Below are 23,133 nucleotides of genomic sequence, written 5' to 3'. Positions count from 1 at the left end.
AAAAGCTTCTGGTATTTATGATACCGGAGGGTTGTTTCCCTGTGTATTCTCAGATACGTAGCGATGCGTATCATGCAGGAATCTGTCAGATCTTTATTTACATTAAAAGTTTTTGGCAGTGGAAATTTTATTCTGCAAGCCGATCACACACGGATCACAAAACCATCTTTACGCGGTTTGGCTGTTGGATACTCACAGTCACGGTATCCAAGAACACAGTGGCCCACGCCGATATATTCCTCCGGAACACCCCACTGCTTCTTCAGCTCTTTTCCTTCCTCGGAGTCAAAAACTTCTCTTGCACGGTGAATCCAGCAGGAGTCCACGCCGAGAGCATGTGCGGCATTCATGAGATTTCCCATCACAAGACTTCCGTTTTCCACACAAGTGCCCATTTTGCTGTCGGAAAAGACAATGATCACAGTTGGGGCGCCGTAGAACGGATCTGAGGTGCTGCCCATAACAGCTGCGTTCATTTTGGAAAGCCTTGCAACCAGCTCCGGATCCTGTGTCACTACCATAAGAGTGCTCTGCTGTCCCATGCCGCTGGGGGAATATTCTCCCGCCTCCAGGATCGTATCCAGAATTTCTTTCGGAACAAGCTCTTTTTTGTAGGCGCGGATGCTTCTGCGTTCTAACAGGTTTTTGATGCTTTCATTCATGATCATTACCTCCTGATGTTAAATTTTGTTGAAAATATTTTCTGCAAAAGAAAGTAAATTTCTTTTTATTCTGATAAAAACCATTATAACGCAGATGATTATAGTTTCCAATAGATAGAAGGATATAACTTTACAATTTATAAAGAAATATTATATAATCTGGTTATGATATTCCTGCGGCGGATGCGGGAGAATTTCGGGTGGAGATACAGAGACAGAATAGTTAAGACAGAAAATATGAGGTGCCAGATGGAAAAGATTCGGAAACATTTTTATTTTTCAGGAAGAGTACAGGGAGTAGGCTTTCGTTACCGCTCCTATTATATTGCACAGTCCATGGGACTGACCGGCTGGGTACGGAATCTCTGGGATGATCGTGTGGAAATGGAAGTACAGGGAACCAGAGAAGAAATCCGGGAGATGGTAGAACGCCTTTCTCAGCAGAGCTTTGTGGAGATCGAGGGGATTGAAGCAAGGGAAATCCCACTGGAGGAGGAGTTTGGCTTTCATGTGAGAGAATAGTGAAATAGCCGGTTCATTCCAGCTCCAGTGCCAGATACAACAGAACAGCGTCCCGGAATTTTCGGGGATTGAGACCACATTTTTTATAAATGTGGTTTAATTTATATTGAAGAGTATTTTTGTGGAGAAAAAGCTTCTCTGCGGCATCAGCCAGAGACATTTCCAGGGAAAAATAAGTTCACAGAAGGTTCTTTTCATCCGGGGACAGCTGATAACCAAACAGCAGAACAGTTATTTGGCTGCAGAGCTGCGCAGAAAATATCCGCCTGACACGTAAATGAACATTTCACGTTTCCGGTACACGGAATGATAGAACGGAGAGTACGGATATCAGCTTTACATAAAAATCATACAGGAGGAAAATAAAATGAAGGTAGTAACAGCGATCGATTCTTTTAAGGGCAGTATGACATCCATGGAGGCAGGCTTTGCAGCTGCTGAAGGTATCCATCGTGTGGATGCGGACGCAGAAGTTCAGGTAAGACCACTGGCAGACGGTGGAGAGGGAACCGTGGAAGCCCTTGTCGCAGGAATGAACGGAAAAACAGAGCACGTAAAGGTTACGGGGCCTCTTGGCGAGCCGGTGATCTGTGAGTATGGCATCATCGAAAGCACAAAGACCGCAGTGATCGAAATGGCTGGTGCAGCAGGGATCACGCAGGTGCCGGACGAAAAAAGAAATCCTCTTTATACCACAACCTACGGTGTCGGTGAGGTGATCAAGGACGCCATCGAAAAAGGCTGCCGCAGATTTATTGTGGGTATCGGCGGAAGCGCCACCAATGACGGTGGTGTGGGAATGCTTCAGGCACTTGGCTATGCATTTCTGGATAAAGACGGAAAGCAGGTCCTTCCGGGAGCAAGGGGCCTGAAAGACATCACAGAGATCACAGCTGCCTATGTGATCCCGGAGCTTGCAGAATGTAAATTCCGTGTTGCCTGTGATGTCACAAATCCTCTTTGCGGAGAGCTTGGATGCAGTGCCATCTACGGACCGCAGAAGGGTGCTACACCGGAGATGATCCAGGACATGGATCAGTGGCTGGGTGCTTACGCAGAGCTTGCAAAGGAGCGTTTTCCGAAAGCAGATCCAAAGTATCCGGGAACAGGTGCTGCCGGCGGAATGGGATTTGCATTCCTGACCTTTACCGATGCAGTCCTGGAATCCGGGATCAACATCGTGCTGGATGAGACAAAACTTGAGGACTACATCAAAGACGCGGATCTTGTGATCACAGGTGAGGGACGTATGGATGGACAGACAGCCATGGGAAAAGCGCCGGTAGGTGTTGCAAAGCTTGCAAAGAAATATGGCAAAAAAGTGATCGCCTTTGCAGGTGCCGTACAGCGTGACGCAAGAGCCTGCAACGATGCAGGGATCGATGCCTTTTTCCCGATCCTCCGCGGAGTGGTAACTCTGGATGAGGCCATGAAAAATGAGAATGCAAAGCAGAATCTGGCAGATACTGCAGAGCAGGTTATCAGACTGATGAAATAAATAAAAGGCATATAATCCGTAAATTTCAGGATTCCTGCAGAAATACAGAGCGTGAGTGTCTGATCTGCTGTAAGAATAAATTTGGTGAAAGACGCTGAGAAGACATTGGATGATAATACAAAAAAGACAGGCCACCTCAGAAGCCTGTCTTTTTTGTGGTTTATAATTTGTAAAAATAAGGGAGCTGTAACCGGATTAAATCAATTTATGTTATGGGGATTTCAGTCTTATCCTTCGATCGGCTCAAAATCCACAGCGCCATGCTTGCACAGCGGGCAGATGATATCTTCCGGAAGTTCATCGCCTTCATAGATGTATCCGCAGACTTTGCATACCCAGCCTTTTTTGCCCTCGGTCTGTGGCTTTGGCTTTACATGTTTCTGGTAGTAGGTGTAAGTCATGGTATCCTGATCGCTCATGACACGGGCCTCTGTGACGCTGCAGATGAACATTCCGTGAGTGCCGAGATCCACATAGTTTTCTACCTTCAGGGACATGAAAGCATTGATATATTTGTCCAGGAATACCAGGCCGTTGTCGGAGTGGTTTATTTTCTGTCCGGCAAATTTATCGGTGCTTCTGCCGGACTGGAAGCCGAACTGCTCAAAAACAGAGAACGGAGCATCTGTGGACAGGCAGTTTACGTTCATGATACCGGTCTGCTGGATCACGTGGTGAGAGTAGTTTGCCTTGTTGATGTTGACAGCCACGCGATATGGGTTGTCGGTAAGCTGTGTAACGGTATTGACGATCAGACCGTTGTCCTTTTTGCCATCGTTGGAGGTTACCACATAGAGGCCGTAACCGATGCGGAACAGAGCAGTCATATCATTCTTGTTGGCAAGATCATCGCTTTTTGCAATGTATTCCTGGCAGAGCTCATCAGCCATAGCTTCCATCTGCCTGCGGTTTTCTTCATTTACTGCAGACATGATCTTAACTGTGGTATTCAGCCAGCTGATCTTTTTGCATTTGGAAAGCATTTCTTTCATAACCTTCGCTGCCAGCGGTGCCCAGGTTCCGTTTTCAATCAGTCCTACCGTGCGGTTCTGGAAGTTGTGCTCTGTCAGACGGGTAATAAAGTCGTTCATAAACGGATAGATGCCTGCATTATATGTGGTGGTTGCGAGAACCAGCTTGGAGTAACGGAAAGCATCGCTCAGTGCCTGGGACATATCGTCTCTTGCAAGATCATAGACAACAACGTTTGGACATCCTTTGCTGCGGAATTTATCGGCCAACTGCTGAACGGCCATTTTTGTATGACCGTATACAGAAGTGTAGGCGATCACGATTCCGTCATCCTCCGGTGTGTAGGAAGACCAGGTATCATAGAGGCTAATATAATGTCCAAGATCTTCAGTAAGAACCGGTCCGTGGAGCGGGCAGATGGTCTGGATATCCAGAGCTGCGGCTACTTTCAGAAGGTTCTGCACCTGCACACCATATTTTCCAACGATGCCGATATAGTATCTTCTTGCCTCATCGTCCCATGGTTCCTCTGCATCCAGGGCGCCGAATTTTCCGAAGCCGTCTGCAGAAAAAAGAACCTTTTCTGTGCTGTCATAAGTGACCATAACCTCCGGCCAGTGAACCATCGGTGCAAATACAAAAGTCAGATCGTGTTTTCCAAGGGAAAGGGTTCCGCCGTTATCTACGATGATCTGATGACCTTCCAGATCCAGGTCAAAGAAGTTCTGCATCATGGCGAAGGCTTTTTTGTTGGAAACAACGATGGTGTCCGGATAAGCCTTCAGGAAGTTTGCGATGTTGGCTGCGTGATCCGGTTCCATATGCTGTACGATCAGATAATCCGGTTTCCGGTCGCCCAGAACTTTCTGGATATTATCAAGCCATTCGTGAGTAAAATTTGCATCTACCGTATCCATAACCGCAATTTTTTCGTCCAGGATCACATAGGAGTTGTAGGACATGCCGTTCGGCACTTTGTACTGGCCCTCAAAAAGGTCAACCTGATGATCATTAACGCCTACATATTTGATGGTATCTGTGATTTTCATGAGCGATTCCTCTTTTCTTTCTATGGTGGATTTATTTATATGCTTCCGTGATTTGTTTGTTTCTTAACTTTGATAAAAATATAACAGAAATTGATGGCAAAAACTGTTGCAAATACAACAAAACAGGAAAAATTTCCAGACTTTACATTTTTTTCGTGCTGGTATAAAATCAGAAACATGCAGCAAAATAAAATGCGGATATTTTGCTTTGAGAGTCCTCGTACATAGTCTTGTATGCAAAGAGGAAAGTACAGATATGCGGAAGAGTATTTTGCCGGTGGGAGGAAAATTTATGGAGCATATCACTTTATTTACGGATATTTTGCCCGAAGAACAGGAAAGAATGCGTGTCTGCTTTAAAGTCCGGGAGAAAGCTTTTCAGAATGGAGAAACCATCATGGAATATTCCAGCTCCATGAAAAAGATCGGTCTGATCCAGGAGGGAAGAGCAGTTCTCTACTGCTGTGACGAGGATGGAAATGAGTATGTCATCGATGAACTGAATAAGGACAGTGTATTTGGCGAGCCGTTTCTGCTTCCGTCAGATTCCCAGCATTATTATGTATGTGCCACTACCGTGACGAAGGTGCTGTTTATTGATTATGAGCATGTGATCAAGCGCTGTGAAAATGCCTGTCATCATCACAGCCAGATGGTCAGTAATCTTCTGCAGATGACAGCCCTCCGTTCCAGGCAGCAGACGGATCGGATATACATGCTTTCACGATCCTCCACCAGGAAGAAGCTGATAGCCTATCTGCATTCTCTGGCTGCGGAAAAAAATGCCGGGAAATTCAAGCTGCCCATGTCCTATACCGCACTGGCCCAGTACTTAAGTGTGGACCGTAGTGCCATGATGCGGGAGATCAAAAATCTTTCGGATGAGGGTGTGATCCGAAGAAACGGACGGAATGTGGAGCTACTTAAATAGAGGAGAAGATCATCATGAATGTTACCGTAAGAAAATACGAAGAAAAAGATCTTCCGGATCTGATCCGGATATGGAATGAGGTTGTAGAAGACGGTGTGGCTTTTCCACAGGAAGAATGCCTTAACGAAGAGACAGGAAAAGCTTTTTTTTCAGAACAGACCTATACAGCTGCAGCAGTAGATGCGGAAAGCGGAAAAGTTTACGGACTTTACATTCTTCATCCGAATAATATCGGAAGATGCGGTCATATTTGTAACGCCAGCTATGCGGTAAGCAGAGATTCCAGAGGACTTCACATTGGAGAAAAGCTGGTATCCGACTGTCTGACCCGGGGAAAAGAGCATGGTTTTGGTGTCCTGCAGTTTAATGCGGTTGTGGCCTGCAATGTTCCTGCAAGACATCTTTATGAGAGACTTGGATTTACCCAGCTTGGCGTGATCCCGAAGGGGTTCCGTATGAAGGATGGACATTATGAGGATATCTGTCCGTATTATCATGAACTGTAAGAGAATTTTGAAAGGATTTTTAAATGAAAAATCTTCAGATCACTGCATACATGCAGCATTTTATACGGCAGCAGGTCATGCCGGGAGACATCTGTATCGATGCAACAATGGGAAATGGCAATGACACGGCTCTGTTAAGCCAGCTTGCAGGAAAAAGGGGACGGGTTCTGGCTTTTGACATTCAGAAGCAGGCACTGGAACATACGAAGGAGCGACTGAAAAGAGATAACTGTCCGGAAAATTATCAGCTTCTTCTGGAGTCTCATGAGAATATGGATGTTTATGCAGAAGAAGAAACCGTGTCCTGCATCACCTTTAATCTGGGATATCTTCCCGGCGGAGACCATTCGGTGGCGACCAGAGCAGACAGCAGCATAAGTGCGGTGGAAAGCGGACTTAAGCTTCTGAAAAAAGGCGGACTTATGACACTTTGCATTTACAGTGGCGGGGATACAGGATATCAGGAACGGGATGAGATGCTTGCGTTTATCCGTCAGTTGGATCCTCATAAATATCTGGTGATCCTGTCGGAATATGCAAACCGGCCTAATGATCCGCCCATACCGGTGCTGATCATCAAACTGCAATGAATACATAAATCGGTTACTGTCCGAAATACAGGACACAGAGCCCGGAGGGAGCTATCATGAATGATTACATATATTATTATCTGCTTGCAGTCAATATCCTGGCCTTTGTGCTTTTCGGAGTTGACAAGCAGAAAGCCCGTCGTAATAAATGGCGGATCCCGGAGAAGACCTTGATCTTAAGTGCTGTCATTGGTGGCAGCGTCGGGGCGATCCTTGGCATGAGATTTTTTCACCACAAAACCCGAAAAGCCAGATTTGCAATTGGTGTACCGGTGATACTGCTGGTGCAGATTGGTGTGGTGTGCCTGGTACAGTGGGCGATGAAGTAAAACTATAAATGCAATAACCATAAATACAATACCTGTCTGAAAAAAATAAGACAGCTGTCACAGGACAGAGGAGAGACCAATACTCCACGCCTGGGGCAGCTGTTATTTTTTTTATAAAAGGATGCTCAAAAATTCCTTCTTGACAAATACTTTTATGATGATATAATTTGATAATCAAAATATTTTAAGATAAAAGATAATTCAGAGAACAGCAGTACAGATTTATACAGACTGATTTAAGACAGATATCATGGAGAAAAATATGACAGGTAAAATATGTGGAACCGGTTCGTGGGCACCGGACAGAGTGTGGGATAACAACGATCTGGCAAAGATGGTGGAAACCAGTGATCAGTGGATTCGGGAAAGAACCGGTGTGGTACAGAGACATATTGCAAAAGAGGACGAAGATACTGTGACGATGGCAGCGGGGGCAGCATTAAAAGCTCTGGAAGACGCAGAAATGAAGGCAGAAGAAATCGATCTGATCCTTGTGGCAACCATTTCTCCAACAGAGATCATGCCCTGTGTGGCATGTGGGGTGCAGGAGCGGCTCGGAGCGGAAAAGGCTACCTGCTTTGATCTGAACGGCGCCTGCACAGGATCTCTTCTGGCACTGAACACTGCGCAGGCATACCTGGCCCAGGGAATATATAGGAATGCCCTTGTGATCGGAGCGGAAAAACTGTCCGGTTTAACGGACTGGACAGATCGTGGCACCTGCATTCTTTTCGGGGATGGTGCGGGAGCAGTCGTGCTGAGAGCAGAAGAGGGTGGAAGCTATGCACAGGTAACCCATTCCATTGGAAAAAAAGGCGGTGCACTTACCTTACAGAGCAGAAATCAGATCCGTTATGAAAATGATCCGAAGGCAAAGGAAACCTACATACAGATGAACGGAAAGGAAGTGTTCAGCTTTGCCGTGAGCAAGGTACCGGAGGCTGTGAAGGAGCTTCTTTCCCGAGAGCAGGTTTCCTGTGAAGATATCAGTTATTATCTTCTCCACCAGGCAAATGAGCGCATCATCCGTTCTGCAGCAAGGCGGCTGGGCGAAGACATTTCCAAGTTCCCTATGAATATGGACAGATACGGCAATACTTCTTCCGCAAGTCTTCTTATCCTCCTGGATGAGATGAAAAAAAGTGGAAAACTGCAGCGGGGTGACAGAATGGTCCTTGCAGGCTTCGGCGGCGGACTGACGTACGGAGCAAGCCTGATCGAGTATTAAAGCCCCTGTTAATGAATTGTTAAAATAAGGCTACGTAGTGAATGCGGATGTTTTTATCCGCTTGATCCAAATAAACCGCGGATGCTTTTATCCGCTTGATTTAATTTTCCGGAGGTAAAAGATGAAAACAAAAGTTACAGAATTACTTGGTATTGAATATCCCATCATCCAGGGCGGTATGGCCTGGGTGGCAGATCACCACATTGCGGCAGCAGTATCCGAGGCAGGCGGCTTGGGACTGATCGCAGCGGCAAACGCACCGGCAGAGTGGGTGCGTGAGCAGATCCGTGAGGCGAAAAAACTGACAGATAAGACTTTTGGTGTAAACATCATGCTGATGAGTCCAAGTGCCGATGAGGTTGCGAAGATCGTAGTAGAAGAAGGGATCAAGGTAGTAACAACCGGTGCCGGAAGCCCGGAAAAATACATGGAAGCATGGAAAGCTGCCGGAGTAAAGGTGATCCCGGTTGTTGCATCTGTAGCTCTTGCAAGAAGAATGGAGCGCTGTGGCGCAGATGCAGTGGTAGCAGAGGGAACCGAGTCCGGCGGACATATCGGTGAGACAACCACTATGGCGCTGGTACCGCAGGTCGTGGATGCAGTAAAGATCCCGGTAATTGCAGCAGGTGGAATTGCAGACGGTCGTGGGATCGCGGCAGCCTTTATGCTGGGTGCAGAAGCCGTACAGATGGGAACCCGATTTGTGGCAACAGAGGAATGTCACGTACATGAGAATTACAAACAATTCCTTCTGAAAGCCAGGGATATCGACACAAGAGTAACCGGCCGTACCACAGGTCATCCGGTCCGTACCTTAAGAAACCCTATGACAAAGGAATATCTGGAGAAAGAAGCTGCAGGTGCATCCTTTGAAGAACTGGAAATGCTGACACTTGGTGGCCTCAGGAAGGCTGTTGTTGACGGCGATGTAAAAACCGGAAGCGTTATGTCCGGACAGATCGCAGGTATGGTAAAGGATGTACCGACCTGTAAGGAGCTGATGGCAAGACTGATCAGAGAGACAAAAGAGACTGTAAAGAAAAACAGTTTTCTTGTGGAGGAATAATAAATGGGAAAAACAGCATTCATCTTTCCGGGCCAGGGTGCACAGAAGGCCGGAATGGGAAAAGATTTTTATGAGAAATACGATACAGCAAAGGATGTTTTCGACTCTGCCGGTGAGTGGCTGGATCTGGATATGAAAGCACTTTGCTTTGAAGAAAATGACAGGCTTGACCTGACTGAATATACACAGGCTGCACTGGTCACTACCTGTCTTGCCATGGAGAAGGTGGTAGAGGAGATGGGACTTCATCCAGATGTAACTGCAGGATTAAGCCTTGGCGAGTACTGCGCTATTGAAGCTGCCGGCGGCATGGAGCTGAAGGATGCTGTTACTACCGTGAGAAAAAGGGGAATCCTTATGGAGCAGGCAGTTCCGGCAGGTAAGGGAAGCATGGCAGCAGTTATGGGAATGGAGACAGAGAAGATCGAGGAAGTGCTTGCAGACATTGCAGATGTAAGCATTGCAAACTACAACTGTCCCGGCCAGATCGTGATCACAGGCCTTGCGGAGGCAGTTGCGGAAGCCTCTGAAAAGCTGAAGGCAGCCGGAGGAAGAAGAGTGATCCCGTTAAATGTCAGCGGACCGTTCCACTCCGCAATGCTTGCCACTGCAGGAAAAGAACTGGGAAAGGTTCTGGAGGGTGTCACACTTCATGAACTTAAAATCCCGTATGTGACAAACGTGACCGCAGAGTATGTGGAAGATCCGGCGGAAACAAAAGCACTTCTGGAAAAACAGATTTCTTCTTCCGTGCGCTGGCAGCAGAGTGTGGAAAATATGATCCGTCAGGGAGTAGATACATTTATTGAGATCGGACCGGGAAGAACCCTTGCCGGATTTATGAGAAAGATCGACAGAAATGTAAAAGTATATAACATCCAGACCGTAGAAGATGCAGAGAAGGTCTGCCAGGAACTGGTATAAATATTGGAAAAAAAGATAAAGAATCAAAAATAAAGCAGGCATAGTGCAGCAGACAGAAATGCCAGGTAACAAATGCGGATCACGGATGACCGCATAACATCAGAAAGGAATTCATATGTCAGAGAAAAAAATCGCAGTTGTAACAGGCGGTGCACGTGGGATCGGGAAAGCCATCGCCCTGGAGCTTGCAAAAGCAGGAAACCTTGTAGTGATCAATTATAACGGCTCAGAAGAAAAAGCCCGGGAAACAAAAGCAGAGATCGAGGCAGCCGGCGGCCAGGCAGATATCCTGCAGTGCAATGTGGCAGATTTTGATGCATGTGAAGCTTTTTTCAAAGCTGTTGCAGAAAAATACGGACGTGTTGATATCCTGGTAAATAATGCCGGAGTTACGAAGGACGGACTTCTCATGAAAATGAGTGAGGAAGATTTTTCCAGAGTTGTTGACATCAATCTGAAAGGAACCTTCAACTGCATCCGTCATGTGTCCCGAATGATGCTGAAGCAGAGAAGCGGCCGGATCATCAGCCTTTCATCGGTGGTAGGCCTTCGTGGAAATGCAGGACAGGCCAATTATGCGGCATCCAAAGCCGGGATCATCGGTCTTACAAAATCCGCTGCAAAGGAGCTGGCATCCAGAGGGATCACGGTCAACGCTATTGCACCGGGATTTATCAAAACAGACATGACGGACGTGCTTTCTGACAAAGTAAAAGAAAATATTGCGGCATCTATCCCCATGGGAAGCATGGGAACAACAGAAGACGTGGCAAAGGCAGCTGCATTTCTGGCATCAGACGGTGCACGTTACATCACAGGACAGGTACTTCGCGTAGACGGCGGAATGGCAATGTAAAGAAGGCTCCCCGGAGTCAGGAGGATAGATTGATGAAAAGACGAGTAGTAGTAACAGGACTTGGAGCAGTAACACCGATTGGAAATGATGTGGAAAGCTTCTGGAACGGAGTAAAAGAAGGAAAGGTGGGGATCGGACCGATCACCCGTTTTGATACGACCGGATACAAGGCAACACTGGCAGCAGAGCTTAAAGATTTTGTGGCAAAGGATCGCATGGATCCGAGAACTGCAAGAAGAATGGAGCCTTTTTCCCAGTATGCGGTAGCAGCTGCACTGGAAGCAGTGGAAAATTCCGGGCTTAAGATGGAAGAGGAAGATCCGTACATGGTAGGCGTTATCATCGGCTCCGGTGTGGGAAGTCTTCAGGCTACCGAGACCAATGAGAAGAAGCTTATGGAAAAAGGTCCTTCAAGAGTGGATCCGCTTCTTGTTCCGAAGATGATCACAAATATGGCAGCTGGAAATGTTTCTATCGCTACCGGCGCAAAAGGAAAATGCACCAACGTGGTAACGGCATGTGCGACAGGAACACATTGTATCGGAGATGCTTTCCGTGCCATTCAGTATGGTGATGCAGATGTAATGCTTGCCGGTGGTACAGAGGGAGCTGTCTGCCCTATCGGTATCGCAGGCTTTGCAAGCCTTACTGCACTGAGCACAAGTGAGGATCCGCTGCGTGCATCCATTCCGTTTGATAAAGACAGAGGGGGTTTTGTTATGGGCGAGGGTGCAGGTGTGGTTGTTCTGGAAGAGCTTGAGCATGCCAAAAAGAGAAATGCCAATATCCTGGCAGAGGTTGTGGGATACGGTGCAACTGCAGATGCTTTCCATATCACATCTCCGGCCGAGGACGGAAGCGGCGCCGCACGTGCTATGGAAAATGCCATGAAGGAAGCAGGTGTTGCACCGGCGCAGGTAGATTATATCAATGCACACGGAACCGGAACACATCACAATGACCTGTTTGAAACAAGAGCTATCAAGCTTGCGTTTAAGGACGCTGCCAAGGATGTAAAGATCAATTCCACAAAATCCATGGTGGGCCATCTTCTTGGCGCAGCAGGAGCTGTTGAGTTTATCGTATGCGTAAAATCCATTCTGGACGGATTTATCCATCAGACAGTGGGAACAACAGAAACAGAGGAGGAGCTTGATCTGAACTATATGATCGGTGCTCCGGCAAAACAGGAAGTTCGTTATGCAATGAGCAATTCCCTTGGATTTGGAGGACACAACGGAACATTGCTTGTAAAGAAGTATGAGGAGGACTGAAGCTATGGAATTTAAACAGATCCTTGAACTGATCGATCACGTATCTGCATCAGAGCTTACTGCCTTTACATATGAGACAGCAGATCTGACCTTAAGTATGGAGCATGGAAAGCCACAGATCATCCAGGGGGTTATAGGAGAAACTGTGGAAAACATTCCGGCAGTAGGAATGACCGGTGGAAAAGTCCGCAGGGCAGTGAATACAGCACCGGTGGCAGGCAAAGATCCTGTGGTACCGGCTTCAACAGATGAAATGGCAGTGACAATGACAGGAAAAACTGTGGCAGAAGCACAGGGAGTGAAAGGTACTGAGCAGTCGGAAACCGTACCACAGAGCGGGGAAGATCAGACAGGCAGCCTGGTAACATCTCCGCTGGTAGGAACCTTCTATGCTGCACCGTCCCAGGATCTTCCGCCTTACGTTCAGGTGGGAGACAAGGTAAAAAAAGGCCAGGTTCTTGCAATCGTGGAAGCTATGAAGCTGATGAATGAGATCGAAAGTGATTTTGACGGCGAGATCGCAGAGATCTATGTGGAGAACGGACAGCCGGTAGAATACGGTCAGAAGCTTTTCCGTATCCGATAAGTACCTTCAGATCAGAATCAGAGAATAAGAGAGAGTATTCCGGGGAAAAAGAATGCAGATCATGTGATCGGTGGTTTTCTCCGGGATTTTACAGGAGGATAGAGAATGAAGCATCTTGATGTAAAACAGATCGAGGAGATCATTCCACACAGACATCCGTTTCTGCTTGTGGACTATATTGAAGATTATGAGCCGGGTGAATTTGCTGTCGGATATAAATGTGTGACCTTCCGCGAGGATTTTTTTCGGGGACATTTTCCCCAGGAGCCGGTAATGCCGGGTGTTCTGATGGTAGAAGCGCTGGCACAGGTGGGTGCGGTAGCCATTCTTTCCCTGGAGGACATGAAGGGAAAAACCGCTTATTTCGGAGGTATCAACAAGTGTAAATTCCGCAGAAAGGTAGCTCCGGGAGACAAGCTCCGTCTTGAAACAAAGATCATCCGCAGAAAGGGTCCTGTAGGCATTGGTTCTGCAGTGGCATCTGTGGATGGCGAGGTTGCCGTAGAGGCTGAGCTTACATTTATGATCGGGTAAGGTGATTGTATGATTCGAAAGTTACTGATCGCCAACAGAGGCGAGATCGCGGTGCGTATTATCCGTGCCTGCAGAGAAATGGGAATTGCCACAGTGGCGGTTTATTCTGAGGCAGATGAGGAAAGCCTTCACACACAGCTGGCGGACGAAGCAATCTGTATCGGACCGGGACCATCTGCACAGAGCTATCTGAATATGGAACAGATCATCAGTGCAACCATGGTTTCCGGTGCGGATGCCATTCATCCGGGATTTGGCTTTCTTTCTGAAAATGCCAGATTTGCGGAGCTCTGTGAAAAATGCGGGATCACATTTGTGGGTCCTCCATCAAAGGTCATCCGTATGCTGGGCAACAAAAAAATTGCAAGAAGCACCATGATCGCAGCTGGTGTTCCGGTAGTTCCGGGCAGCGAAGGGGATGTGGAGGATATTGAAACCGGTCTTAAGGAAGCTGAGAGGATTGGTTATCCGGTGATCATCAAGGCAGCTCTTGGCGGCGGCGGAAAAGGCATGCGTGTGGCAAACACACCGGAGGAATTTCCGGAAGCCTATGCAACCGCCAGAAAAGAGTCTGAGATCGCTTTTGGCGACGGTACCATGTATATTGAACATTTCGTGGTAAATCCGAGACATATTGAGTTTCAGATCCTTGCAGACAGCTTCGGAAATGTGATCCATCTGGGAGAGCGTGACTGCTCCATCCAGAGAAATCATCAGAAGATGATCGAGGAATCTCCAAGTGCTGCAGTTTCTCCGGAATTAAGAGAAAAAATGGGTCATGCGGCGGTGACGGCGGCGAAAGCAGCCGGTTACGTAAATGCGGGAACGATTGAATTTCTTCTGGAACCGGATGGAAAATTCTGGTTTATGGAAATGAATACAAGGATCCAGGTGGAGCATCCGGTGACAGAGTGGGTAACAGGAATCGATCTTGTAAAGGAGCAGCTGAAGATCGCTTCCGGAATGCCTCTTGAGATATCACAGGAGGATGTCCGGATCCAGGGACACGCCATTGAGTGCAGGATCAATGCTGAAAATCCTCAAAAAAATTTCCGTCCTTCGCCGGGAACTATCCAGGGAGCGCATTTTCCGGGAGGAAACGGGATCCGTGTGGATACCTGTGTGTATAACGGCTGTAAGATCCCGCCATATTATGATTCCATGCTTGCGAAGCTGATCGTTCATGCAGGTAACCGGAAAGAAGCCATTGCAAAGATGCAGAGTGCTCTTGGTGAGGTGATCATTGACGGAATCGATACAAATATTGACTATCAGTACGAAATCCTGAAAGATGAGGATTATCAGTCCGGAAATTTTGACACTGGCTTTCTTGCCAGCCATATCATTGCGGGAGTGAAGATCAATGAGAATTAAGCACATGTTCAAAAAAACAGTCAGGGATATCCGGGGTGAAGAACAGGAAAACACTCCGGAGGTGCCGGATAACCTGATGCGTAAATGCAATGCCTGCAAAGCGGCGGTTTTTGTAGACGAGGTAAAGCAGAATCAATACATCTGTCCCCACTGCGGAAATTATTTCCATGTACCCGCTTACCGTCGGATCAAACTGATCGCAGATAGAAAGAGTTTTGTGGAGTGGGATGCTCACATGGAAGAACAGAATCCCCTTCAGTACAGAGGCTACGAAGAAAAGCTTCAGGGGCTTCGTGAAAAGACAGGGCTTGATGAGGCTGTAGTTACCGGAAAGTGTACTATAAAAGGGACACCTGTGGCACTTGGTGTCTGTGACTGTCGTTTCATGATGTCCAGTATGGGAGAAGTCGTGGGGGAAAAGATCACGCGGGCTTTTGAACGTGCCACAGAGGAGAAGCTGCCGGTAATCCTCTATATCTGTTCTGGCGGTGCCAGAATGCAGGAGGGCCTGGTTTCCCTGATGCAGATGGCAAAAACCAGTATGGCCATCCGGAAGCACAGCGATGCTGGACTTCTTTATGTGCCGGTCCTCACAGACCCGACAACAGGCGGCGTGACGGCAAGCTTTGCTATGCTGGGAGATATTATCCTGGCAGAGCCGAAAGCGCTGATCGGTTTTGCAGGTCCCAGAGTGATCGAACAGACCATCGGGCAAAAGCTTCCCAAAGGCTTCCAGAGAGCGGAATTTCTTCTGGAACACGGCTTTGTGGACAAGATCGTAAAGCGTGAGGAGCAGAGGATCGTATTGGCGGATATTCTGAGATTACATCAGGATAAAATCCTGAATAATGTACAGTCCGATAATACGGACATTAAAAATGGGTTCAAGTCTGACAATCAGGAATTGATGAAAACTGTTGAGGAAGATAATAGGATCTGGCCGGACTTCGTTCCATCCGGAGATTTCACTCCCTGGGAACATGTTCAGCTTGCCAGAGCCAAAACACGTCCTACAGGAAAGGATTACATCGAAGCGCTTTTTGACGATTTCATGGAATTTCACGGAGACCGTCACTGCGGGGATGATCCGGCAGTGATCGGTGGTGTGGCATTTTTCCACGGACAGCCGGTAACTATCCTTGTACAGGAAAAAGGAGAGGGTACAAAGGAAAACATTACCCGGAATTTCGGAATGGTATCTCCGGAGGGGTACTGGAAATCCCTGCGCCTGATGCAGCAGGCAGAGAAATTTCACCGTCCGGTGATCTGCCTTGTAGATACACCAGGCGCATTCTGCGGGCTGGAAGCTGAGGAACGTGGACAGGGTGAAGCCATTGCAAAAAATCTCTATACACTGGCAGGTCTCACAGTGCCGGTGCTTTCCGTTGTGATCGGTGAAGGCGGAAGCGGAGGTGCCCTTGCCTTGGCGGTGGCAGATGAGGTATGGATGCTGGAGCATTCCGTTTATTCCATCCTGTCCCCGGAGGGCTTTGCCTCCATTCTCTGGAAAGACAGCAAAAAGGCAAAGGAAGCAGCAGCAGTGATGAAGCTCACAGCTGCAGACCTTTACCAGATGGGGATGATCGAGCATGTGATTCCGGAAGCAGAGCCTGTAAGCCGTGAGAACATAAATGATATTGCGGGTTATCTGGAAAACGGAATTGCGGATTTTCTTGAGAAATATGGCGAAGAAGAGCCGGAGAAGCTTCTGGAACATCGCTATGAACGTTTCCGGAAAATGTAGAAGCAATAAGTGCAGTGATTTTGTAGCCCGCAAAGTAAAAATCCAGTGGAAAAAATGCCATATTTATGTTACGATGGCTTCATAAACAGAGAACCGGAGAAGCCTTTTTGCTCCGGAGAAACAGGAGCGGGTAGAGTGGACAATCGGGAAGTTATAAATGACGTGCTGGTGAATCTGTTCAATGAGATCCTCCGACTGGAGGAGGAAGCCATCATCACAGATAAATATAAAGATATTTCCAACAATGATATGCACATTATCGAGGCTGTAGGTCTTGGAGGGGGGAACATGTCCTCCATTGCAGCCAAGCTTAAGATCACCGTAGGCTCCCTCACAACATCTATGAATAGTCTTGTAAAAAAAGGCTATGTGAAGAGAGAGCGAAGTGAGAAGGACCGGCGTGTAGTATTTATCCAGCTTACAAATAAGGGACGTATGGCATATCATCATCATGCGGAGTTTCACAGGCAGATGACAGAAGCGGTGATCGCAGAGCTGAATGAGAATGAGACAGAAGTGCTGGTAAAAGCACTGGACGGACTGCGTAAATTTTTCAGACAGTATCACGAACAATGAAGAAATGTATAATAAAAGCATCCGGATCGGTAATAAAGGACAATTACCGATCCGGATGCTTTTTGCATAACAGGCATTTTCGACACGGACATTTATTGAAAATGATGTTAAATGTCGCCTTTGTTTTTGTGATACGAGAGTTTATTCGTCCCAGCCATCCTGGAAGCGGATATTTACAGAGATATTGCGGACAACGTCTCCCTCCTGAAGCTCCAGATCGCTCTCATCGGAAACCGGAGGAAGCTTTCCCTCAAATTCCATAAGCTCTGTGTAGATCCAGTCGTATGCAGCTGCATTGGCATTTTCGATGGCATCATCTAGCGTGTCACCGTTGGCTTCACAGCAGGCAAGATCCGGAAAAAAAGCATTGTATTTTTTGTCCTCTGTGGGACGGAAAACTGCGGGATATATAAATTTCATAGGTAAGATTCCTTTCTTTTTTAAAATGAAGTGATCCGTGTAATACCATGAATATGGATAGTTTTACCTGACCAAGGTAAGTATATACCAATTTCAGAATGAGGGCAAGCGAGTTCATGATCCAATGAAAGATCTAAATAAGAACAGCAGAGTTTTGGGAATGCTATAATCAGAAAATTGTCGTATATAAGTAAAAATGATAGATATATAACCCTTTTTGTCCTTGTATATAGGAAATATAGATGCTATACTGTGTAATACAGAGTATGAACGGGGGGTCGAAAGACCTGACGGGAGGCACAGCTATGATTTATACAGCTTTGACGAAAAAAGCTATGAAGGTGGCGTACGAGGCACATCATGGACAGACAGATCGAAGCGGGACACCTTATATCTTTCATCCATTTCACGTAGCGGAGCAGATGGATGATGAACTCAGTGTATGTACGGCACTTCTGCACGATGTGATAGAAGATACAGAGATCACATTTGAGGATCTTACCGGAGAATTTCCGGAAGAGGTTGTGGAGGCCTTACGTTGTCTTACAAGAGATAAGAATATGAATTATTTCGATTATATCCGGAAGCTTAGGAAGAATCCGATCGCAAAAAAAGTGAAGCAGGCTGATCTGCTCCACAATTCTGATGTAACACGTCTTTCTGACTGCGAAAATATGTCTACTGAACAGATATCACGGCTGCATGGAAGATATAAACGGGCTTTGGAGATACTTCATGATGCCAGGTGATATTATTTTCGCACAAGTCATTTATTGACTTTTATTCAGTTTTTTCATGCGCATGATCCACACAAAATATCCGTGACCTCAGATATTATTGTGGATCTTCTTAGTGGAAGTATGGATTTCTTGCATTGATCTCTATGTAGCATTTGATCGCATATTTGATAAATTCTATGATTTTTTTCATTTTATTTTCCTCCTCTTTTCTTTAACTTACAAATGCATTATAATAAACTCTCGGAAACATTACGTGCCAAAAACACAGAAAAAGTAGTCAAATATTGCGGAGAGAAAAATCCATGTTTCCAGTATACGAAGAAAAAAAGAAGAATCTCCATATTCATCTGCGGACCTCAGCCCATGCTTCACCTCATCTTCATAATTCCATAGAGTTTATCTATATCACAGAGGGAACTCTGGAGCTTGGTATGGGACAGGAGCTTTATCATATGGAAAAGGGAGATTTTGCAGTGATCTTTCCGGATGTGATCCATCACTATCAGGTGTTCTCTCCGGGAGAAAACAAAGCAGTCTATCTCTGGGCAAAGCCGGTATTGACTGGTCAGTTTGCGGATATCATTCAGAACAGCTGTCCGGAAGACCCGGTTATAAAAAAGGAGCAGGTGCATCCGGATATTGTAAATGCGGTACGGTGTCTCAGGGCAAACCGCAAGGAGAAGGATGATAATCTTGCAGTGGAACAGGCGTATGTGCAGATCTCGGGATTTGAAAGTCAGAGGACTTTTAACCGGGTATTCCGGGAACGTTACCGGATGACACCAAGAGAATACAGAACATTATATAAGGAAAAATATTTACGAGAGGAACAGACATGATCACAGTAGAGCTGGAACATTTCAGCCTTGATAAAATATGCGATTCCGGACAGTGCTTCCGGATGAGAAAGCTTGGAGACGGACATTTTTCCATGGTGGCGGGAGACCAGTATCTGGAAATGTATCAGAAAGACGGAGTGGTGGATTTCTGCTGCTCTCAGGAGGAATTTATCTGTTACTGGGTGCTGTATTTTGACCTGGATACGGATTATGAAGCTTACATGAATGCTGCTAATCCACGGGATAAATATCTGGGTGCCGCAATAAAGGCAGGAGACGGGATACGGATATTAAGACAGGATCTCTGGGAAATGATCGTTACGTTTCTGATATCTCAGCAGAACAATATCAAGCGTATCCGCAAATGTATCGAAACCATCTGCCGGAAGTACGGAGAGCGAAAAAATTCATCTGCAGGTGTGGAATACTACGCTTTTCCGACTGTAGAGGCGCTGAGTCAGGCAACGGAAGAGGAGTTAAGAGGATGCGGCCTGGGATACCGGGCAAAATATATCGCAGTAACGGCCAGGACCATTGCATCCGGTCAGATCTCCCTGGAAAAAATCTATGATATGCGTTACCCTCAGGCAAAGAAGGAGCTGATGAAACTCTGTGGTGTGGGAGAAAAGGTAGCTGAATGTATCTGCCTGTTTGCACTGCATCATATGGATGCTTTTCCCATAGATACCCACATCCGTCAGGTCATGGACGTGCATTACAAAAGAGGATTTCCTAACCGCAGATACAGAGGAATGCGTGGGATCATGCAGCAGTATATTTTTTACTATGACTTGTACTCATAGACTGCGGATGCTATCATAGGTGAAAATAAAGGAAAAATCCACGGAGGAAAAAGTAATCAGAAAATATTTACTGCGATTGAGACAACCACGTATAAAAAAGAAAGAAAACAGATATTATATCCGGGGCTATAAGGGAACGGAAGTGATCATCCGTACAGATCATGAGATTCTGAAGAGGATTGCCTACAGGCGTACCTGCGTGAAACAAGTCTGCATTCCTGGAAGATATGAAACAGAAACAAAATATATCTATACAAGAAAAGAAAACAGAAGAAGCCGCCCAGTCATAGTTCCGGGCATTCCGACCGGGAGAGAAACTGCTATGCCACGTGCCGTGCGGACAGTGCTCCATGCTCTTTCCTATGGCGGGATCGAAGTGGAGGCTTCCAGAAAGCTGGCAGATCTTAAGAAGATGGATCCTATGAGGATCTTTTACAGGACGCTGGATGCGGAAGTTTATAACGGAGACTATAAAGTGCCGATCCGTCTGTTTTTTCCAACAGAAGAGGACATGGAAAACGGTGCCGCCTCCGGAAAAAAACCACCGGTGATTCTGTTTTTCCATGGCGGTGGCTGGGTTACGGAAAGTGTAGAGAATTATCAGCGGGTTTGTGCCAGAATGGCACAGTCTACCGGTCAGATCGTGGCGTCTGTTGAATACAGGCTGGCACCGGAATACCGTTTCCCGGTGGGACTGATGGATTGTTATGCAGCTGCGAAGACTTTTTACACCAATCGTTTTCTTCTGAATACGGATCCGGATCGTATCACCATTATGGGAGATAGTGCAGGCGGAAATCTGGCAGCGGCTGTATGTATGATGGCCAGAGACCGCGGAGATTTTTTTCCAAAAAAACAGATCCTCATTTATCCGGCACTGAACAACTGTTATACGGAAGACTCTCCCTTTGAATCCGTAAAAACAAACGGAACCGGTTATCTTCTCACAGCGGAGAAGATGGAAGATTATCTGAAACTCTATGAGAGTTGTCCGGAAGACAGGAGGAACCCCTATTTTGCACCGATCCTGGAGAAGAATTTTCGAAATATGCCGGATACACTGATACTTACCGCTGAGTTCGATCCTCTTCGGGATGAAGGTGAGGCATTTGGCGAAAAACTGAAGGAAGCGGGAAATCGTGTGGAAGTGCACAGGATCGCAGGTGCGTTTCATGGGTATTTTGCACTGGGGATCAAATTTCTGCATGTGCAGGAGAGCTTTGCATATGTAAATCGTTTTCTGGAAACAGAGGAACAGGAAGAAGGAAAGCATCATGAAGAACGAATATGCACAGTGGAGAAAACTTGACAATGCGGCGCTGGCGTTCCCGGCGGTGACAGGAAAGAATGACACCAGGGTATTTCGTTTTTACTGTGAACTGAAAGAAGAGATAAAAGAAGAAAACCTGCAGGAAGCCCTGGAGAGGACACTGGAAAAATATCCTCTTTTCCGTGCAGTTTTAAGAAAGGGACTGTTCTGGTTTTATCTGGAGAGACGTGATATTCCGGCAGTGGTAAAGAAAGAAGCAGGTGCACCCTGCAGCGGACTTTATATTCCGGACAAAAAAACGCTTCTTTTTCGGGTGAGCTATTATAAGAACAGGATCAATTTCGAGGTATTTCATGCGCTGACGGATGGAACGGGAGCCATGCATTTTCTGATGGAGCTGGTGAAAAATTATCTTCAGGAGACGCACCCATCCGCAGAGCTTCCGGAGCTTTTTCCGGATGAAAACATTACGGGCAGGGATATGGAGGAGGACAGCTTTTCTCAGTATTATTCCTCCGATGCGCCAAGAAAGAGAGAGTCCAAGAAGCCTGCTTTCCAGTTAAAAGGCGAGAAGCTCAGGCAGGAGGATATGAATATCACGGAAGTCTGTGTTCCGGTAAAAGAGATCCACGCCCGTGCAAAAGCGGCCGGTGTATCGATCACGGTTTTCCTTACGGCAGCACTTATCTGGGCGATCCATGAAGAAGTGCCTCAGAATCAGGCAAAAAAGCCCATTGGTCTGATGATCCCGGTAAATTTGAGAAATTATTTTCCGTCCCGGTCTATGGCAAATTTTTTCGGATGGATCGAGATCAGCTGTTATTTTCAGCCTGATACAGCCTTTGAGGATATTCTGAGATCCGTAAAGGAGCAGTTTGCAAAGGAACTGAGTAAGGACGTGATCGAAGCAAAGCTGAATGATCTGGTAAGCCTGGAGAAAAATCCGATCCTGCGTCTGGTACCACTGGAGATCAAAACCCCGTTCCTTCTTGCCGGGACGACTCTCGGAGGGAGGTCTATCACGGCGATCTATTCCAATGTGGGGATTATCCGGATGCCGGAGGAATATCGGAAATATATTCAGAGATTCGGACTTTTTGCAAGCACGGACAGTCTGCAGCTGTGTTCCTGTTCTTTTGGAGATGAGATGGTTTTAAGCTTTACGTCCAAGATCCCCAATGGAAATATTGAGCGGAATTTTGTGGAGAGACTGAAAAATGAGCAGGTATCCTGTACAATTCGGGAGAATGATCTTCCGGGACAAAAAGAGGAGCAGAAACAGCAGATGAAGCTTTTTGAGAGCTTTACATTTCTGTGTATTGTGCTGGCTGTGGTATGTAATCTGATCGATTATCTGCTGGATGGTCATATAGGCTGGGCCTGGTTTGTGACTGCAGGGGCGTTCTGCACCTGGCTGATGGTTTCAGTGGCTTATGTGAAGCGGCGGAATCTTCTGAAGAATGAGATGTGGCAGCTGGTGATCGCAGCTGTTGCAGGAGTGCTTTGGGATGTGTTTACCGGCTGGCGTGGCTGGTCTGTGGATTATCTGCTTCCTCTGGCTTCGCTTGCTGTGATCTGCTCCATGTGGGTGATCACTGCGGTACAGAAGCTGGAGGTGGCGGAATATATGATCTATCTTCTGGAAGCAGGAGCTTTCGGAGGAGTGATCCCTGTGATCCTGTTGGCTGCCGGTGTGGTAACGGTGCTGTATCCGTCGCTGATCTGCATATGCGTCAGTTTCCTGATGCTGATATGGCTGTTCCTGTTTAAGAGGAAAGATATGGTGCGGGAGATGCAGAAGAAATTCCGTGCATAGAAAATAAAAACAACCGTCGATCTG

The 23,133-nt window shown here is 46.7% G+C and carries 25 protein-coding genes; 21 read left to right on the top strand and 4 right to left on the bottom strand.

The features are described 5' to 3' along the window. Positions 1-143 precede the first annotated feature (143 nt). Entirely contained in the window at positions 144-662 is a 519-nt protein-coding gene (locus BLP57_RS11210) for a nitroreductase family protein (protein WP_092071752.1), read from the bottom strand. Positions 663-899: 237 nt separating this feature from the next. Here BLP57_RS11210 and BLP57_RS11205 point away from each other — a divergent pair, with 237 nt between their 5' ends. After that, a complete protein-coding gene (locus BLP57_RS11205; protein ID WP_110102716.1) occupies positions 900-1,184 on the top strand; it encodes an acylphosphatase in 285 nt (94 codons plus the stop codon). A gap of 13 nt (positions 1,185-1,197) precedes the next feature. Here BLP57_RS11205 and BLP57_RS18740 read toward each other — a convergent pair whose 3' ends face one another. Beyond that, positions 1,198-1,350 (bottom strand): helix-turn-helix domain-containing protein, encoded by a 153-nt coding sequence (locus BLP57_RS18740; protein WP_255363779.1) that lies wholly within the window; start codon positions 1,348-1,350, stop codon positions 1,198-1,200. Between the two features lie 201 nt (positions 1,351-1,551). Between BLP57_RS18740 and BLP57_RS11195 the strand changes: the two genes are divergently transcribed. After that, positions 1,552-2,682 carry a glycerate kinase family protein gene (locus BLP57_RS11195; RefSeq protein ID WP_092071750.1) on the top strand — a complete coding sequence of 377 codons (1,131 nt, stop codon included), beginning with the start codon at positions 1,552-1,554 and terminating at the stop codon, positions 2,680-2,682. A 227-nt stretch (positions 2,683-2,909) separates the two neighbouring features. Here the strand turns inward: BLP57_RS11195 and BLP57_RS11190 are convergent, their stop codons facing one another. Beyond that, entirely contained in the window at positions 2,910-4,703 is a 1,794-nt protein-coding gene (locus BLP57_RS11190) for a flavin reductase (RefSeq protein ID WP_092071749.1), read from the bottom strand. Positions 4,704-4,995: 292 nt separating this feature from the next. Here BLP57_RS11190 and BLP57_RS11185 point away from each other — a divergent pair, with 292 nt between their 5' ends. From BLP57_RS11185 to BLP57_RS11120, 14 genes are all read left to right on the top strand, one after another. After that, positions 4,996-5,634 carry a Crp/Fnr family transcriptional regulator gene (locus BLP57_RS11185; RefSeq protein WP_092071778.1) on the top strand — a complete coding sequence of 213 codons (639 nt, stop codon included), beginning with the start codon at positions 4,996-4,998 and terminating at the stop codon, positions 5,632-5,634. A gap of 14 nt (positions 5,635-5,648) precedes the next feature. Continuing rightward, positions 5,649-6,140: a GNAT family N-acetyltransferase gene (locus BLP57_RS11180; protein ID WP_021652772.1), complete on the top strand. Its 492-nt coding sequence runs from the start codon at positions 5,649-5,651 to the stop codon at positions 6,138-6,140. A gap of 23 nt (positions 6,141-6,163) precedes the next feature. After that, complete coding sequence (locus tag BLP57_RS11175) at positions 6,164-6,730, top strand: class I SAM-dependent methyltransferase (protein ID WP_022427175.1); 567 nt, start codon at positions 6,164-6,166, stop codon at positions 6,728-6,730. Between the two features lie 56 nt (positions 6,731-6,786). Then, complete coding sequence (locus tag BLP57_RS11170; RefSeq protein WP_022427174.1) at positions 6,787-7,059, top strand: DUF1294 domain-containing protein; 273 nt, start codon at positions 6,787-6,789, stop codon at positions 7,057-7,059. 262 nt (positions 7,060-7,321) lie between these two features. After that, complete coding sequence (locus BLP57_RS11165) at positions 7,322-8,287, top strand: beta-ketoacyl-ACP synthase III (protein ID WP_015525537.1); 966 nt, start codon at positions 7,322-7,324, stop codon at positions 8,285-8,287. Positions 8,288-8,408: 121 nt separating this feature from the next. Further along, the gene (fabK, locus tag BLP57_RS11160; protein WP_022427173.1) at positions 8,409-9,353 is read left to right on the top strand and encodes an enoyl-[acyl-carrier-protein] reductase FabK; all 945 of its coding nucleotides are present in this window, start codon (positions 8,409-8,411) and stop codon (positions 9,351-9,353) included. A 3-nt stretch (positions 9,354-9,356) separates the two neighbouring features. After that, a complete protein-coding gene (fabD, locus tag BLP57_RS11155) occupies positions 9,357-10,277 on the top strand; it encodes an ACP S-malonyltransferase (protein ID WP_092071748.1) in 921 nt (306 codons plus the stop codon). A gap of 115 nt (positions 10,278-10,392) precedes the next feature. Then, positions 10,393-11,133, top strand: a complete 741-nt coding sequence (gene fabG / locus BLP57_RS11150) for a 3-oxoacyl-[acyl-carrier-protein] reductase (protein ID WP_015525540.1) — start codon at positions 10,393-10,395, stop codon at positions 11,131-11,133. Between the two features lie 32 nt (positions 11,134-11,165). Continuing rightward, positions 11,166-12,407, top strand: coding sequence for a beta-ketoacyl-ACP synthase II (gene fabF / locus BLP57_RS11145; protein WP_015525541.1), 1,242 nt, complete (start codon positions 11,166-11,168; stop codon positions 12,405-12,407). A gap of 4 nt (positions 12,408-12,411) precedes the next feature. After that, a complete protein-coding gene (gene accB / locus BLP57_RS11140) occupies positions 12,412-12,993 on the top strand; it encodes an acetyl-CoA carboxylase biotin carboxyl carrier protein (protein ID WP_092071746.1) in 582 nt (193 codons plus the stop codon). A 105-nt stretch (positions 12,994-13,098) separates the two neighbouring features. After that, positions 13,099-13,527: a 3-hydroxyacyl-ACP dehydratase FabZ gene (gene fabZ / locus BLP57_RS11135; protein WP_015525544.1), complete on the top strand. Its 429-nt coding sequence runs from the start codon at positions 13,099-13,101 to the stop codon at positions 13,525-13,527. 9 nt (positions 13,528-13,536) lie between these two features. After that, positions 13,537-14,901, top strand: coding sequence for an acetyl-CoA carboxylase biotin carboxylase subunit (locus tag BLP57_RS11130; protein WP_092071743.1), 1,365 nt, complete (start codon positions 13,537-13,539; stop codon positions 14,899-14,901). Continuing rightward, complete coding sequence (locus BLP57_RS11125) at positions 14,891-16,645, top strand: acetyl-CoA carboxylase carboxyltransferase subunit alpha (protein WP_092071740.1); 1,755 nt, start codon at positions 14,891-14,893, stop codon at positions 16,643-16,645. The genes BLP57_RS11130 and BLP57_RS11125 overlap by 11 nt, the downstream gene beginning before the upstream one ends. A gap of 135 nt (positions 16,646-16,780) precedes the next feature. Then, positions 16,781-17,221, top strand: a complete 441-nt coding sequence (locus BLP57_RS11120) for a MarR family winged helix-turn-helix transcriptional regulator (protein WP_022427168.1) — start codon at positions 16,781-16,783, stop codon at positions 17,219-17,221. 141 nt (positions 17,222-17,362) lie between these two features. On the opposite strand, the gene BLP57_RS11115 is transcribed toward BLP57_RS11120, so the two are convergent. Further along, entirely contained in the window at positions 17,363-17,641 is a 279-nt protein-coding gene (locus BLP57_RS11115) for a type II toxin-antitoxin system HicB family antitoxin (protein WP_015525547.1), read from the bottom strand. A gap of 305 nt (positions 17,642-17,946) precedes the next feature. Here BLP57_RS11115 and BLP57_RS11110 point away from each other — a divergent pair, with 305 nt between their 5' ends. The 5 genes from BLP57_RS11110 (at position 17,947) to BLP57_RS11090 (ending at position 23,109) form a co-directional block, all read left to right on the top strand. Next, positions 17,947-18,390 carry an HD domain-containing protein gene (locus tag BLP57_RS11110; RefSeq protein ID WP_022427167.1) on the top strand — a complete coding sequence of 148 codons (444 nt, stop codon included), beginning with the start codon at positions 17,947-17,949 and terminating at the stop codon, positions 18,388-18,390. Between the two features lie 293 nt (positions 18,391-18,683). After that, positions 18,684-19,220 (top strand): cupin domain-containing protein, encoded by a 537-nt coding sequence (locus tag BLP57_RS11105; RefSeq protein ID WP_092071734.1) that lies wholly within the window; start codon positions 18,684-18,686, stop codon positions 19,218-19,220. Next, positions 19,217-20,023, top strand: a complete 807-nt coding sequence (locus tag BLP57_RS11100; protein WP_021652785.1) for a DNA-3-methyladenine glycosylase family protein — start codon at positions 19,217-19,219, stop codon at positions 20,021-20,023. Before BLP57_RS11105 ends, BLP57_RS11100 begins: the two co-directional genes overlap by 4 nt. 76 nt (positions 20,024-20,099) lie before the next feature. Next, a complete protein-coding gene (locus BLP57_RS11095) occupies positions 20,100-21,332 on the top strand; it encodes an alpha/beta hydrolase (protein WP_330389437.1) in 1,233 nt (410 codons plus the stop codon). Next, a complete protein-coding gene (locus tag BLP57_RS11090) occupies positions 21,298-23,109 on the top strand; it encodes a DUF6320 domain-containing protein (RefSeq protein ID WP_015525553.1) in 1,812 nt (603 codons plus the stop codon). Before BLP57_RS11095 ends, BLP57_RS11090 begins: the two co-directional genes overlap by 35 nt. Positions 23,110-23,133: the final 24 nt, after the last annotated feature.

The organism is Blautia sp. SF-50, assembly GCF_900101315.1.
GTDB classification, from domain to species: domain Bacteria; phylum Bacillota; class Clostridia; order Lachnospirales; family Lachnospiraceae; genus Blautia_A; species Blautia_A fusiformis.
Note: the sequence above shows the minus strand (reverse complement) of the source record. Positions and strands in the feature narration are given on the sequence as shown.